Annotated in this window: 12 protein-coding genes; 7 read left to right on the top strand and 5 right to left on the bottom strand. The window is 74.6% G+C overall.

The window, feature by feature from the left end:
* Positions 1–2 precede the first annotated feature (2 nt).
* The 3 genes from tgmB to AC5L3C_RS01515 form a co-directional block, all read right to left on the bottom strand.
* Positions 3–986, bottom strand: coding sequence for an ATP-grasp ribosomal peptide maturase (gene tgmB, locus AC5L3C_RS01525; RefSeq protein WP_493646428.1), 984 nt, complete (start codon positions 984–986; stop codon positions 3–5).
* A 16-nt stretch (positions 987–1,002) separates the two neighbouring features.
* Entirely contained in the window at positions 1,003–1,194 is a 192-nt protein-coding gene (gene tgmA / locus AC5L3C_RS01520) for a putative ATP-grasp-modified RiPP (protein WP_004935783.1), read from the bottom strand.
* A 119-nt stretch (positions 1,195–1,313) separates the two neighbouring features.
* Positions 1,314–1,640: a YkvA family protein gene (locus tag AC5L3C_RS01515; RefSeq protein ID WP_493646427.1), complete on the bottom strand. Its 327-nt coding sequence runs from the start codon at positions 1,638–1,640 to the stop codon at positions 1,314–1,316.
* A gap of 250 nt (positions 1,641–1,890) precedes the next feature.
* Here AC5L3C_RS01515 and AC5L3C_RS01510 point away from each other — a divergent pair, with 250 nt between their 5' ends.
* Positions 1,891–3,216 (top strand): hypothetical protein, encoded by a 1,326-nt coding sequence (locus tag AC5L3C_RS01510; RefSeq protein WP_493646426.1) that lies wholly within the window; start codon positions 1,891–1,893, stop codon positions 3,214–3,216.
* Positions 3,217–3,681: 465 nt separating this feature from the next.
* Here AC5L3C_RS01510 and AC5L3C_RS01505 read toward each other — a convergent pair whose 3' ends face one another.
* The gene (locus tag AC5L3C_RS01505; RefSeq protein WP_493646425.1) at positions 3,682–4,806 is read right to left on the bottom strand and encodes a hypothetical protein; all 1,125 of its coding nucleotides are present in this window, start codon (positions 4,804–4,806) and stop codon (positions 3,682–3,684) included.
* A 401-nt stretch (positions 4,807–5,207) separates the two neighbouring features.
* On the opposite strand from AC5L3C_RS01505, the gene AC5L3C_RS01500 reads away from it, so the two are divergent.
* The 4 genes from AC5L3C_RS01500 to AC5L3C_RS01485 all read left to right on the top strand — a co-directional run bounded on the left by AC5L3C_RS01500 (position 5,208) and on the right by AC5L3C_RS01485 (position 7,423).
* Positions 5,208–5,606, top strand: a complete 399-nt coding sequence (locus AC5L3C_RS01500; RefSeq protein WP_493646424.1) for a hypothetical protein — start codon at positions 5,208–5,210, stop codon at positions 5,604–5,606.
* Positions 5,603–6,385, top strand: coding sequence for a hypothetical protein (locus AC5L3C_RS01495; RefSeq protein WP_493646423.1), 783 nt, complete (start codon positions 5,603–5,605; stop codon positions 6,383–6,385). The genes AC5L3C_RS01500 and AC5L3C_RS01495 overlap by 4 nt, the downstream gene beginning before the upstream one ends.
* A gap of 38 nt (positions 6,386–6,423) precedes the next feature.
* On the top strand, positions 6,424–6,948 hold the full coding sequence (locus tag AC5L3C_RS01490) for a roadblock/LC7 domain-containing protein (protein ID WP_493646422.1): 525 nt from the start codon (positions 6,424–6,426) through the stop codon (positions 6,946–6,948).
* A 100-nt stretch (positions 6,949–7,048) separates the two neighbouring features.
* Positions 7,049–7,423: a roadblock/LC7 domain-containing protein gene (locus AC5L3C_RS01485; protein ID WP_493646421.1), complete on the top strand. Its 375-nt coding sequence runs from the start codon at positions 7,049–7,051 to the stop codon at positions 7,421–7,423.
* Positions 7,424–7,482: 59 nt separating this feature from the next.
* On the opposite strand, the gene AC5L3C_RS01480 is transcribed toward AC5L3C_RS01485, so the two are convergent.
* Complete coding sequence (locus AC5L3C_RS01480) at positions 7,483–8,685, bottom strand: globin domain-containing protein (RefSeq protein ID WP_493646420.1); 1,203 nt, start codon at positions 8,683–8,685, stop codon at positions 7,483–7,485.
* 318 nt (positions 8,686–9,003) lie between these two features.
* On the opposite strand from AC5L3C_RS01480, the gene AC5L3C_RS01475 reads away from it, so the two are divergent.
* The gene (locus tag AC5L3C_RS01475; protein ID WP_493646419.1) at positions 9,004–10,758 is read left to right on the top strand and encodes a sensor histidine kinase; all 1,755 of its coding nucleotides are present in this window, start codon (positions 9,004–9,006) and stop codon (positions 10,756–10,758) included.
* A gap of 126 nt (positions 10,759–10,884) precedes the next feature.
* Positions 10,885–13,257, top strand: a complete 2,373-nt coding sequence (locus tag AC5L3C_RS01470; protein WP_493646418.1) for a glycoside hydrolase family 65 protein — start codon at positions 10,885–10,887, stop codon at positions 13,255–13,257.
* The last annotated feature ends 623 nt before the right edge of the window (positions 13,258–13,880 follow it).

Raw genomic sequence — 13,880 nt, 5'->3', positions numbered from 1 at the left:
GTTCACCGCACCGTGGTGCTCGCCCCGTTGAGTTCCGCGGGCTCCCCGGGAATGGGACGGGACAGCCACTCCGCTATGGTCCGCGCGATCGGCTGTTCCGTCTCCACCTCCACGAACCCGAACTGCCCCGACTGATTGCACTCCAGGAACCACCACATCCCGTCGGCGTCCTCGGCGAAGTCGAAAGCCCCGTACGCCAGTTCGGCCCGGCTCATGTACGTGTGGACGGCCTCGGCGGTGCGCGCCGGGACCTCCACCGGCTCCCAGGGCGACCCCGGCGCGGCGAAACGCACATCCACGTCGTCCGGGTCCGCGTCCGGTGCCGTCGCCTTGCGGGCCGCCAGCAGCCGTTCGCCCACCACGGTCAGCCGGATGTCGGCCCGCTTGGCGATCCGCCGTTGCAGCAGCGTCGGCCCGTACGCCACCGCGGAGAAGTCCGTGTCCGGCGCGACCCGGCTGGTCGGCACGGCCCTCGGCGGATCCTGCGGATGCGCCCCCGACACCGGCTTGACCACCAGGTCGGGGAAACGCTCGGCGAACTCCCGCGCCGCGCGCGGGAACGTGGTGATCACCGTGGCCGGCACGGGCAGGCCGCAGCGCTGGGCCAGCCGCAGCTGCCACGGCTTGTGGCGGGCCTGCCGGGCCGCGTCCGGGTGGTTCATCCAGCGCGCGTCGCAACCGCGCAGCATGCCGTAGAGCGCCTGCGAGGCCTCCTCGGTCAGCCACGCCGACGGCTGCGGCCCGCGCCCGGCCGGAGTGCCCGGCCGGCGCACCCACACGGACCGCAGCCCGCCGATGCTCACCAGCCGCCCCCCGACGGAGAGGTGGCCACGGAAGCGGCCGTGGACGAACTCGCCGGACAGCGAGACGCCGTCGGTCAGATCGGCGGGGTCGAGGCGGACCACGGGCACTCCGGAGCCGTTCAGATGGACGACCACCATGTCGGCGGTGACGTCCTCCTCGCAGGTGAGGATCAGCACGGTCATCGTCTACGGTCCGCGTTCAGTCGTCGAAGTGAGTCTTGGAGCCCGCGGTGGACGTCGTGGTCCCCACCTCACGCAGCAGCGCGTGGTCGCAGGCGGCGATCCGTCCGTCCCCGAGTACGTTCAACTGCAGTCCGGAGTCGTACGCATACGGAGTGGCAACGGCCAACTCAACTGCCGGGCGAGCGTAGTTGAGCGCGAACGGTTGCATCGTGTCTCCCTCGTCGGTCTGCGCCGACCAGGCAACGGCCCGCTGTGGTCCGCCGCTTGGTCCGCCGACTTCTTTCGGCTTCCAGAGACTTATACGAATCGAACGGGTGGTTGGTTTCCTTACGGAGTGTAATCATCGACGGGGTGTCGCCCGGACCGCCGGGAAGGCGCTGAGGGCGCTCCCGCGCCGAGGGAGCCACGCATACTGCGCAGAGCGAGCAGCAGGACGCCGATGTCGTCCAGATAGACCGGATCGGGCAGCAGGTCGGCCGGCAGCACCAGGTACAGGACGGCACCCCAGAACACCCAGCGCGGCCCCGTGGGCAGCCCCGCCCGTCGCAACTCCCGCCGCGTACGGACCAGACGGACCAGGACGGCGACGGCCGCGGCCAGCACCGCGGCCGCGAGGACCGCGGCGACGGTCAGCAGTGCCGTGGTCGACTCCAACCCCGCTGCCCTCCTTCCGGTGACCGGAGCGCCGCGGCCCCGTCGGCCGCGGAACAGTCCTCTCCGGTCGGATGCCCGCTGACGGCCCCGGTATGGCGGCGGGGACCGGCCATGCGCGCACGCCTCCGATGCCCTGCCGTCTCCCCGTGAAACGCTCGATCGCCGCAGGTCATCCCGGTGGAGCAGTCAAGTGGCACCGAGGTGTGGGGGCGCCTAGTAATGGTCATCAGCCTTCCCCATGGAGCCGATCATGACCATTTTGCCCTCGTCGTCCCGCTCGAACGAACCGGTCATACCCCTCGGAGCGGCCGGAGCACCGCCCTCCGCCGGCCCGGTCGCGGCGACCGGCACGCACCGGTCCGGTCCGCCGCGAACGCCGCTGGTGACGGAACGCGCGGATCCGCCGGAGACCGTGGCCGCGCGCGACCCCGTCGCCACCGTCGACCTCGTGGACCCCCTCGAGCGCACCGGACCCACGCGTGCGCCGGGCCCGGCCCCGCACCCCGACGCCCCGGCGGCCGGAAGGCCGTACGGCGATCCGGTCGGCGACCTCGTCCACGCGGCCGTGGCGGACCGGCCCCTCGAAGAGGTCGTCGACCTCATCACCGTGCTGGAGCGGTCGCCCCAGCACACGCGGGCGGTCGTCGACGCGCTGCGCGCCGCCGGGATCGACCGGTCCGTGGAGGACGTCACCCGGCTTGTCGCCCTGCTGACCCGGCCGCCCCGCGACGTCGGCAGCGCGGACGAGACCATCCGCGCGGCGGCGGCGCACCGCTCAGTGGAGGACGTCACCCTTCTGGTGGCGCTGCTCCACAACGAGCCGCTGGCGCCCCACTGCCGTGAGGAGGCGCTGCGCGCGGCCGCGACCGGCCGCTCCGTCGGTGAACTCGTCGAACTGATCGACCGTCTGGCCCTGCACCAGCCGCCGGAACATCTGCGCAGGGCGGCGACGGAGGCCACCCGGGTCGACGGGGACGGCGCGAGTCAGCGGGGCGCCGAACACCCCGAGGACGCCGACGCCGCCACCCCGCGCGCCGGATTCCGCCTGCGTCGCGGGCGACGGCCCGCCGCCCGCGACGGCGCCCGGCGGACACGGCGCCCGCGCCGGAGCCCCGCCACCGCCGCCCGTGCCCGCTCCCCGCGGCCGGTCACCGCCAGGCCCGTGGTCTGGTCGAGCTGGCTCGTCGCGGTGGCCCTCGCCGTGTGCGCGGTGGCGCACTTCCCGCTGCGGCAGGACGGCGTCCCGCTGGGTCTGCTCGCCTCCGCCGTCGGCCTCTCGGTGCTCTGTACGGTGCTGGCGCTGATCCTGGTGGTGCGTCCTGGTGCGCTGGCCCTGGCGGCGGCGGTCGTGGTGCCGACGGCCCTGGCCGCGGCCCACGCCTACGGCGGCACCGTCCCCTCGGCGGGACTGCCCCGCGCGGTGGACCTCGCACTAGCCCCCACCTGGCTCGCCATGTCCGCTGCCCTGGCGGCCGCGGTGCTGGCCCTGACGGCCCTGGTCGTCCGGGTGACCTTCCCCTCGCCGGGCGCCCACTGGACCTGGCCCCCGCCGGAGCCCCACCGCATGGCCGACTGACACGACCGGTGGAGCGCGAGTTGTCCGGACGCGGCCCGGGCAACTCGCGCTCCATCGCGGGCCCCGCCCCACCCCGACGCGGACACCGGGCGCCCGGCCGTCGCCGCGAGGGACGCAGGGCGCTGCATCGCCGGGCTCGGGCACGGGGGGAGCGGTTGCGTGCGTTGGTGGACGGCGGTTCGGTGCGGCGGGGCGCGGGTCGTGCGGGTGTGGCGGTGCCGCCGGCGCTTGGGTGGGGGAGCGGTTGTGGGCGTTGGGGGGGGATGGGCGTTCCGGCCCCCGTGGGGGCGTGGCCCTGGGCGTGGCCCCGTGCGGGCTGGTCGGACACGGCGGTGTCGTCGGCGGGCAGCGGTGCCGAGCGGGTGCGACGGGGGTTCGGACGCGGTGTTCGCTGCCGCGCGGCGGGGCGTGTCCCGCACCGGCTGCCCCCGGTGCGGGACACGCCCCGCCGTTCGCCCGGGGTGGTCAGCGCTCGGGCGCTGTCGGCCGGCGTTCCGGGGTGGGTTCTTCGGGCGTGCGTGAGGGGGTGCGGCGGGGGCGGAGGCGGTCGAGGGTGCGGGTCAGGTGCTGCAGGGGGGTGGGGGGCGTCCGCGGCGGTGGCGGCGCGGTGGGCGCGTCCTGGTAGGCGGCCAGGGCCTCGTGGGCCCGTTCGGCGGCCTCCCGGTACAGGTCACGGGACTTCGTCATGGCCTCCAGAGCCTCGGCGTACATGGCCACCAGCGCGCGCTCCCTCGCCAGCTCCTCCTCCAGGGACAGCAGGTGCCAGTCCTCCCGCAGCGCCGTCAGCACCTCCCGCGCCCCGTCCGGCAGCGCCCGCGGCAGCGCGTCGAAACGTGTCACCGCGTCGACGAGGCCCGACGGCCGCGTCCCGTCCAGGAACACCGCCCGCACGGCGAACGCGTCGGCCTCGTACCCGTCCGGTACCGGAGCGCCCGGCAGCACCGCCGCACCTCCGCGCGGGACCTCCACCCCGAACTCGCGCAGCGCCCAGTTCGCCACCCGGGACTGCTGCGGCAGCGCCCGGTGCTCCACGACCCGGTGCCGCAGCCCCGGCGGCAGCCAGCGGGCGAGCGGCACCCGGCCGCGCTCGTCCGTGGTCATCGCCTCGTGGACGACGACATGGATGTGCCACGGGTCACGCGCGCAGTCGCGCAGCAGCCGGCGTACGGCCTTGTCGTCCTCCGGGAGGAAGTGGATCTCCCCGGGGAGCAGTCCCGTCGCCGGGTCGCGGTGCCAGTCGGCGTCGGCCTCCGGTTCCCAGAACATCCCGGCCGGTGACGGCCACGCGTCCTGCCACGGCTGCTCCGCCTCCGCGAGCAGGGTCCAGTCCCGGCCCCGGTCCGTGCCGGGCGCGAGGGTCAGCCGGGCACGCACGGTGACCTCGCCCGCGACCCGCGTGCGGGACTCGAAGACCAGGTCGGGAGCCGTGTCGTCGGCGGGGAGTTCCAGGAAGTCGTCGATGTCCCCGGCGTCCTTGAGCCGGCGCAGAGAGCGCCGGAGCGCCTCGTCGGGCCGGTTACCGGTGTGGCGGCCACGGGCCAGCCAGAGCGTTGAGGGAATCTCGGGGCGGGCTGTGCGGGAGTTCGGCATGAGTCCAGTGGTGAGCGGGGGTACGTGCTTCCTGCCAGTATCGCCGTCGACGGCCGGCGACAGGGACGCGGGGCGCCAGGCGGGCGCGCGGCGTGTCGCGCGCGGGGTGTGCGCGGCGCGCACGTGGTGACGGCCGTTCACCCATGGTCCAGGCGGTACGGACATCACCACAATGGGCCCGCGAGCAGGGCCGGCTCACCATCCGCATCGGGGCCGGCCCTGCCCGCACCGGCGCGGACCGCCGGTACCGTCGCCCGGGCAAAAGCCGGGACCTTACCAGTGGCGAATCACCCGTGTCGCATATTCCCCGGGAAAACACCAAAGCCCTCACCTCGGTCGAGCACACACCGTAGCGTCGACGTCACGTTCGCGGTACAGCCGTGCGAGGAGGGGGATCCGGCGTGCCCGGAATCGACGAGAGTCTGCTGGAAGCCATGCGTCTGCCCGGGGCGCGCGGTGCCCTGGTGGCCGACTGGATCAGCGGACTCGCCCTGGGCGCGGTGGGCGACGCGCCCGGCGGCGACGCGGAGGCCGCGGCCGCGGAGACCGCCGAACTCGCCCGCCAGGCCATGGAGAGCGGCACCCTGGCCGACGGCGGCGGGACGGGCACGGCCGGCGGCACATCGCCCGTGGAGGACCTGATCCTCACCGGCGCGGATGCGTACCACCTGCTGCGCTTCGTCGTCACGACCTTCGACAGCACGGTCTTCCTGTACCTGTGGCTCGACCGCGCCGACGGCAACCTCGCCCTGGCCCGCATACGGCTGGCCGAGATGGCGGACCGGCTGGTGCTCGGATGACCACCGTGGAACGCACCGGCGGATCCGCGCCCGAGCTGCTCGGCACCCTCGCCGCCGAGCATGCCACCGGCGCGCTGTCCACCGAGTCCGGGATCTTCTACCTCTCGGCGGGACACGTCGTCCACGTCGAGTCCGGCCACAGTCCCGACCTCGGCGACCTGCTCACCCGCAGCGGCGCCGTCGCGCCGGCTGGCTGGTGGGAGGCGGTCGAACGGGCGGGCGCGGCGCACCAGGTGGGCCGTCGGCTGGTGGACAGCGGGCGCCTGACCACCGGCGCCCTGGAACTGTGCCATCTGGGCGCGTTGTTCGACGCCGCGTACTTCGCGCTCGCCCACGACGGTGCCGCGCTCCGCTTCCGCCCGGGCGTCGCCCACTGGTTCGGCGCGGTGCGCCCGGTACCGGTGGCCACCGTGCTGCGCGAGTCCCGCCGCCGCGGCGATCTGCTGCACCGTATCTGGCCCGACCCGGCCGTCGACACCGCGCCGCTCACCCGCGCGGACGGCGCCGATCCCGCCGGGCTGCCGCCGCGCCGCGGCCGCACCCTCGCCCTGGTCGACGGCGGCCGCACCGCCGCACAGATCGCCTCGGCCCTCGCCCATCGCACCTTCCATACCCTCGTCGAACTGCGCCGTCTGGCCGCCGACGGACTGGTCACGCCCGCGCCACCACCGCCGCCCGCCACACCCGTCCACCCCGTCCCCGGCGCGGGCGGCACGGCGTGGGACGAGCCCGACACAGCGCTGCTGCGACGGCTCCTGGACGCCTTGGAGGCACTGTGATCCGCGCGCGCCGGCAGCGTGCCGAAAGGAGACTGCTCATGGCCGTCGAGACCGACGTGCTGGACGAACTGCGTCGGCTCCGCACCCGGATACCCCGGCTGGCGGGCACCCTCGCGGCCACCGTCGACGGGCTCGTCCTGGCCCACGACGTCCCCGACGCCGAACCGGAGGGGCTGGCCGCGCTGACCGCCGCCGCGCTCGGCGTCGCGCACCGCCTGACGGACGCCGCCGCCCGCGGCGAGTTCTGCGAACTCCTGGTGCGCGGCGGCCGGGGCTACATCGCCACCTACGCGGCCGGACCCACCGCCGTCCTCACCCTCCTCGCCGACGACCGGGTCAACGTGGGCCGGCTGCACCTGGAGGGCCGGCGCAGCGGCGCCCGGATCGCGGAACTGGTGGAGTCCCACGCCGGCCCGGGCGGGGGCCGGCACGCCGACCGGCTCGCGCCCCGGAACCCTCCCGCGCGGGTCCAGGACCCGGACCCGGCCCGGCCCATCGGCACCCTCCCGGTGCGGACCCCGCAGCTGCCCGCCCACCGGCCCCGGACCCAGCCCGGCGGCTGAACCCCGGCGGCCGAACCCAGCCCTTTCTCCCGGCCGGACGCCCGCGCACGACCCGGCGGCCGGCCCGAACCACCCATTTCCGATGGAAAGGACACCATTCATGGCCAACACCGAGACCTCGCTCAAGGAATGCCTCAGCTCCATCGACGGCGCCACCGCCGCCGCACTCGTCGACTACACCAGCGGGATGGCCCTCGGCACCCTGGGCGGCAGCAAAGACTTCAACCTGGAGGTCGCCGCCGCCGGCAACACGGACGTGGTGCGCTCCAAGCTGCGGACCATGGAACACCTGGGGCTCAACGACGACATCGAGGACATCCTGATCACCCTGAGCAGCCAGTACCACCTGATCCGCCTGCTCAAGGGACGCGGCGGGAACGGCCTGTTCCTCTACGTGGTGCTCGACGCGGGCCGGGCCAACCTCGCCATGGCGCGCCACCAGTTGCGCCGTATCGAGTCCGAGCTGGAGGTCTGAGCCGGGGCCCGGGGCGTGCGCGTCCGGCCGGACGCGCACGCCCCGGGGCCGCCGGGCGGTCAGGCCGCCTCGGGCAGCCAGAGGTCGGGGCCGAAGACCTCGTAGTGGACGGACCGGGCGGGGACCCCGCGGCCGAGCACCGCGCCGCGCACGGCGCGCATGAACGGCAGCGGGCCGCAGAGGTACACCGTCGCGTCCGCCGGGATGTCGAGCCCCTCCAGGTCCATCAGCCCCTCGCGGGCGCCGGGCTCCTCGGGGCCGGGACGCTCGTACCAGAACACCGCCTCCGCGTCGGGCAGCGCGTTCACCGCCTCGCGGGTCTCCGCCCGCAGGGCGTGCTCGGCGGGGGAGGCATCGGCGTGCAGCACCAGCACCCGCCGGGTGGAACCCGTGGCGACCAGCCGGGCGAGCATGCCCAGCATCGGGGTGCAGCCGATCCCCGCCGAGGCCAGGACCAGCGGGGTGCCGGCCTCGTCGAGCGCGACGTCACCGGCGGGCACGGACAGGTCGAGCCCGTCCCCGGTACCGATCCGCTCGAACAGCAGGTTGGAGACCTCGCCGTCCGGGGCACCGTCCTCGCCCGCGACCCGTTTGACGGTGATGCGGCGCAGCTCGTCGCCGGGGTCGGAGGACAGGCTGTACTGGCGCAGCTGGTGCACCCCGTCGTCCATGCGCAGCCGCACGCTGACGTACTGACCGGCGCGGGCCGGCGGCGCGGGCCGGCCGTCGGACGGGCGCACCAGGAACGACACCACGTCGTCCGTCTCCTCGTGGCGTTCCACGACCGTCCACGGGCGCCAGATGTCGCCGGGCTCGACCCCGGCATCGTGGTACAGCCGCGCCTCCAGCGCGATGAGGGCACCCGCCATCAGCCAGTACACCTCGTCCCAGGCGGCCGCGACCTCGGGGGTCACCGCGTCCCCGAGCACCTCGGCGATCGCGCCGAACAGGTACTTGTGGACGATCGTGTACTGGTCGTCGGTGATCCCGACCGCGACATGCTTGTGCGCGATCCGCGCCAGCAGGGCGTCCGGCCGGCTCTCCGGGTCGTCGAGGAGCGCCTGGGCGAAACCGGCTATGGAGCCGGCGAGCGCCCGCCGCTGGGCGCCGCTGGCCTGGTTGCCCCGGTTGAACAGGCCGTCCAGGAGCTCGGGCCGGTCGCGGAACATCGCGTCGTAGAAGCGCGTCGTGATCTCGTCGAGCGCCCCGGCCACGGCGGGCAGGGTGGCCCGCAGCACTGCGGCGGACTCTTCGGACAGCATGAAGTCTCCCAAAGGCGGGACGGAACAAGGGGGTTGGACCGCGGGTCCGGACCGACGGCAGCACCTGTATAGCAACCGCCGCCGCCTGTATCCGGTGGTAACGGCCCCGTCGCCGGGGATGCGGGACCGTCGTCCCGTGCGAACGGGACCTGTGGCCCAGGCGGACGGCCGTCGCACGAGGGCCGACCGGCCCAGCGGCCCGGTGCGGCCGGTCGGACTCCCCGCCGCACCCCTCGTCAGGCCGATGCCGTACCGTCGCCTTTACTGGACCGTTACCGGGCGCCCGGCCGGGAGACCGCCGGGCGGCGGTGTGAAGGCATGGGGACAGGAGGCACACGGGTGGAAGGCTCCGAGCGGGACGAGGACGCCCACGTACGGCTGCCGCAGCTGCGCCTCGACGAGCTGCTGGAGGAGCTGCAGGCCCGTATCGACGCGGCCCGCAGCACCCGTGACCGGGTGCGCAGCCTGCTGGAGGCCGTGCTCTCGGTCGGCCGGGAACTGGAGCTGGAGCAGGTGCTGCACAGCATCGTCGAGGCTGCCGCCGCGGTGGTCGAGGCGCGGTACGCCGCCCTGGGCGTGATCGGCCCGGACGGCAAGCGGCTGTCCGCCTTCCACACCGTCGGTGTCAGCGAGGAGGAGATCGCCCGCATCGGCCACTACCCCGAGGGCCACGGCATCCTCGGCGAACTGATCCGCCACCCCGAACCGCTGCGGGTGGCCAAGCTCTCCGAGCACCCCGCGTCGTACGGATTCCCGCCCCACCACCCGCCGATGAACGCCTTCCTCGGGGTCCCCATCCGGGTCCGCGACCAGGTGTTCGGCAATCTGTACCTCACCGAGAAGCGGGACGGGGCGCAGTTCGACGAGGAGGACGAGTCGGTCCTGTCCACCCTCGCCGTCGCCGCCGGCGTCGCCATCGACAACGCGCGCCTCTACGAGGAGTCCCGGCGGCGGGAGCGCTGGCTGCAGGCCAACGCCGAGATCACCCACGAACTGATGTCGGGCAGCGACCGCGGCACCGCCCTGATGCTCATCGCGGAGCGCGCCCGCGAGATCACCGGAGCCGCCCTCGCCGTGATCGCGGTGCCCATGCCCGGCACCGACTCGCTGACCGTGGAACTGGCCGTCGGCCAGGGCGCCGAAAGCCACCGCGGGCTCGTCGTGCCGGTCGAGAACAGTCTGCTGGGCCGGGCCTTCACCACGGCCGCCCCCGTCACCAGCCCGGACATCACCAGCGACGAGCGGGTCTTCCCGGGCCCCCAGCGCCTGGAGGACCTCGGTCCGGCCGTGGCCGTGCCGATGGGCTCGGGCGACCGCGTGCGCGGCATCGTCCTGCTGGTGCGCTCCGCCGCCCGCAACCCGTTCACGGACAAGGAGACCGAGCCGCTCCAGGGCTTCGCCGCGCAGGCGGCGGTGGCGATGGAGCTGGCGGAACGCCGCGCGGACGCCGAGCAGATCGCCGTCCTCGAGGACCGCGACCGCATCGCCCGCGACCTGCACGATCTGGCCATCCAGCGGCTGTTCGCCACCGGCATGACGCTGCAGAGCGCCGGCCGGTTCATCGAGCACAAGGAGGCCTCGGAGCGGGTGCTGCGGGCCGTGGACGACCTCGACGAAACCATAAAGATCATCCGCTCGACCATCTTCGGCCTGCGCTCCCATCCCGCCGAGGGCAACGACGGCACCGGCCTGCTGCGCGCCCGCGCCGTACGGGTGGTCGGCGAGGCCGCCCCCATGCTGGGTTTCGCGCCCAGTGTGCGGATGGCGGGCCTGATCGACACCGAGGTGCCCAAGGAGGCCGCCGACCACGTGGTGGCGGTGCTCTCCGAGGCGCTGACCAACATCGCCCGGCACGCCCGCGCCGACCGCGCCGAGGTGGTGCTGGAGACCGACGGGCGCGAGGTCCGGCTGACGGTCGCGGACAACGGCGTGGGCGTCCCCGCCGGCGGCCGCCGCAGCGGGCTGCGCAACATGGCCGAGCGCGCCGAGCAGCTCGGCGGCACCTTCGACATCACCGCCTCCCCCGGCGAGGGAACCACGCTGGTGTGGCGGGTGCCGCTGGGGGAGCCGTAGGCCCTCCCCGGGGGGGCCTACGGTGTGTGGTCGTCACCCGGCGGGGGTACTCGTTGGCGGCCTCCGGCCGCAGCGGCCGGGAGGGGCACGGCCGGCACGGGTGCACCGTCGGCGGGAGGAGCGTCGATGACGGGCTGGACCTGGGAGTACGAGGGATACGATCCCGCCGACGCGCGCCTCCGCGAGTCGCTGTGCACCCTGGGCAACGGATACGTCGCCACCCGCGGGGCCCTGGCCGAGTGTTCGGCGGACGAGGTGCACTACCCGGGCACCTACGCGGCCGGCATCTACAACCGGCTCACCTCCCAGGTCGCCGGGCGGCAGGTCGAGAACGAGGACATGGTCAACCTGCCCAACTGGCTCCCCCTGCGCTTCCGGCTGCCCGGGGAGGACTGGCTCACCCCCGACACGGCGACCGTGCTGGAGCACGCCGTGACCCTGCACCTGTCCTCCGGGCTGCTGGAGCGCAGGACGCGGTACGGCCTCGGCGCGCAGCGGGCGCTCCTCGTGCGCCAGCTCCGGTTCGTGCACATGGCCGACCCCCATCTGGCGGGACTGCGCACCGAGTTCACCGCCGAGGGCTTCTCCGGCACCCTGGAGACCGAGGCGGCGCTCGACGGCGGCGTCACCAACTCCGGGGTGCGGCGCTACCAGGAGCTGGACGGCCGCCATCTGACCCATGTGCTCACCGGCACGACCTCCGCGGACACCGTGTGGCTGCGCTGCCGCACCCGCACCTCCGACGTGCGGATCGCCCTCGCCGCGCGGCTGACGTCACCCGCGCCCGTCGCGGTGCGGCACGACCGGCCGCGTGCCGTGCAGACGACCCTGCTGGAACTGGCCGACGGGAGCACCGCCACCGTCGACAAGATCGTCGCGCTGCACACCTCCCGCGACGCCGCGATCAGCGACCCGCTGCACGCCGCCGTCGACCGGGTGAGCCGGGCGGGGAGCTTCGACGCGTTGCTGGCGCCTCATCTGACGGTGTGGGAGCAGCTGTGGCGCCGGGCCCAGCTGGACGTGCCCGCCGAGGCGGGGCGCATCCTGCGGCTGCACCTCTTCCACGTCCTGCAGACCCTCTCCCCGAACACCGCGGACCTGGACGTCGGCGTCCCGGCCAGGGGACTGCACGGCGAGGCCTACCGGGGGCACGTCTTCTGGGACGAGCTGTTCGTCCTGCCCTACCTCAACCTGCACTTCCCGGAGGTCTCGCGCGCGCTGCTGCACTACCGGTACCGGCGCCTGGAACGCGCCCGCACCGCCGCGCGGGACGCGGGGCGCGACGGCGCGATGTATCCGTGGCAGAGCGGCAGCGACGGACGGGAGGAGACCCAGCAGCTGCACCTCAATCCCCGCTCCGGCCGCTGGCTGCCCGACCACTCCCACCTCCAGCACCACGTGGGCTCGGCCATCGCGTACAACGTGTGGCAGTACTGCGAGGCGAGTGGCGACGAGGAGTTCCTGCACACCAAGGGCGCCGAGATGCTGCTGCAGATCTCCCGCTTCTGGGCGGACTCGGCCGGCTTCGACGACCGTCTCGGCCGCTACCGCATCAAGGGTGTCGTCGGCCCCGACGAGTACCACGACGCCTACCCTGACGCCGCCGAACCCGGCCTCGACGACAACGCGTACACCAACGTCACCGCCGCCTGGGTGCTCGCCCACACCCTGGACGTGCTGGACGGCCTGCCCGAGCCCCGGCGCCGGGAGCTGGCCGAACGGACCGGGCTGGACGGGGGCGAACTCGAGGAGTGGGAGGAGATCTCCCGCATGCTGCACGTCCCCTTCCACGACGGCGTCATCAGCCAGTTCGAGGGCTACGGGGAACTCGCCGAACTCGACTGGCGGGGCTACCGGCGCCGGTACGGCGACATCCGCCGCCTGGACCGGATCCTGGAGGCCGAGGGCGACACCGTCAACCGCTACCAGGCATCCAAGCAGGCGGACGTCCTGATGCTGGGTTACCTTTTCTCGCCCGCCGAACTCCAGGGTGTCTTCCACCGGCTGGGGCTGAGCCTGGACGAGCGGACCTGGCGGCGCACGGTGGACCACTATCTGCACCGCACCAGCCACGGTTCCACCCTCAGCGGACTGGTCCACGGCTGGGTCCTGGCCCGGGCCCGCCGCGCGGACGCCTGGCAGTTCTGCCAGGAGGCGTTGCAGGCGGACATCGCCGACATCCAGGGCGGCACCACCGGTGAGGGCATCCACCTCGGCGCCATGGCCGGCACCCTCGACCTGGTCCAGCGCGGGCTGACCGGTCTCGAGACGCGCGGGGGCGCCCTGTGGCTCGCCCCGGTGCCGCTGCCGGAGCTGTCTTCCTACGGCTTCACCCTGCGCTATCACGGCCACTGGGGGGTGCGGCTGCGGCTGGAGCGCGGTCACCTGGAGATCACCGTGCCCGAGTCCGGCCGCTCCCCGATCGACGTGCACCTGCCGGACCGCCGCACGGTCCGCGTCGAGCCGGGCGGCACGGGCCGGCTGACCCTCCCGGACTGAACGGGCGAGCACCCACCCGGCCCGGGAACGGCCCGAGCGGTCACCCGACGGCGCGCCGCGCGGGTCCGCCGGCCCAAGGTGCCGGCGGACCCCGCCGGCGGGGCGGGGCGGGCGCCCTGGCCGGGCGGCGGCCCGGCCGGCCGGGAGCAGGCGCTTTCGCCGGGAGTGGGCTGGGCTCCCGGGGTGGGTGGCTCCGACTGTCCGCTCCGTCGGTGGCCCGGGGAGGCGGTCCCGCTGGTGGGGCGGGTGGCGCTGCCGGGAGTGGGCTGGGCTCCCGGGGTGGGTGGCTCCGACTGTCCGCTCCGTCGGTGGCCCGGGATGGCGGTCCCGCTGGTGGGGCGGGTGGCGCTGCCGGGAGTGGGCTGGGCTCCCGGGGTGGGTGGCTCCGACTGTCCGCTCCGTCGGTGGCCCGGGATGGCGGTCCCGCTGGTGGGGCGGGTGGCGCTGCCGGGAGTGGGCCCGCCCCGCCGGGAGTGGGCCCGGCTCCCGGAGTGGGCGGCCTCGACCGCCTGTTGCGTCGGCGAGGCGCGGCGGCCCGGGATGGCGGATCTCGCGGTGGGGCGGGGTGGGCGCCCTGGCCGGGCGGCGGCCCGGCCGGCCGGGAGCAGGCGCTCCCGGCCGCT

The sequence above is a fragment of the Streptomyces speibonae genome, from assembly GCF_984686075.1.
The sequence above is the reverse complement of the archived record's forward strand: the minus strand, read 5'-3'. Positions and strand labels throughout refer to the sequence as shown.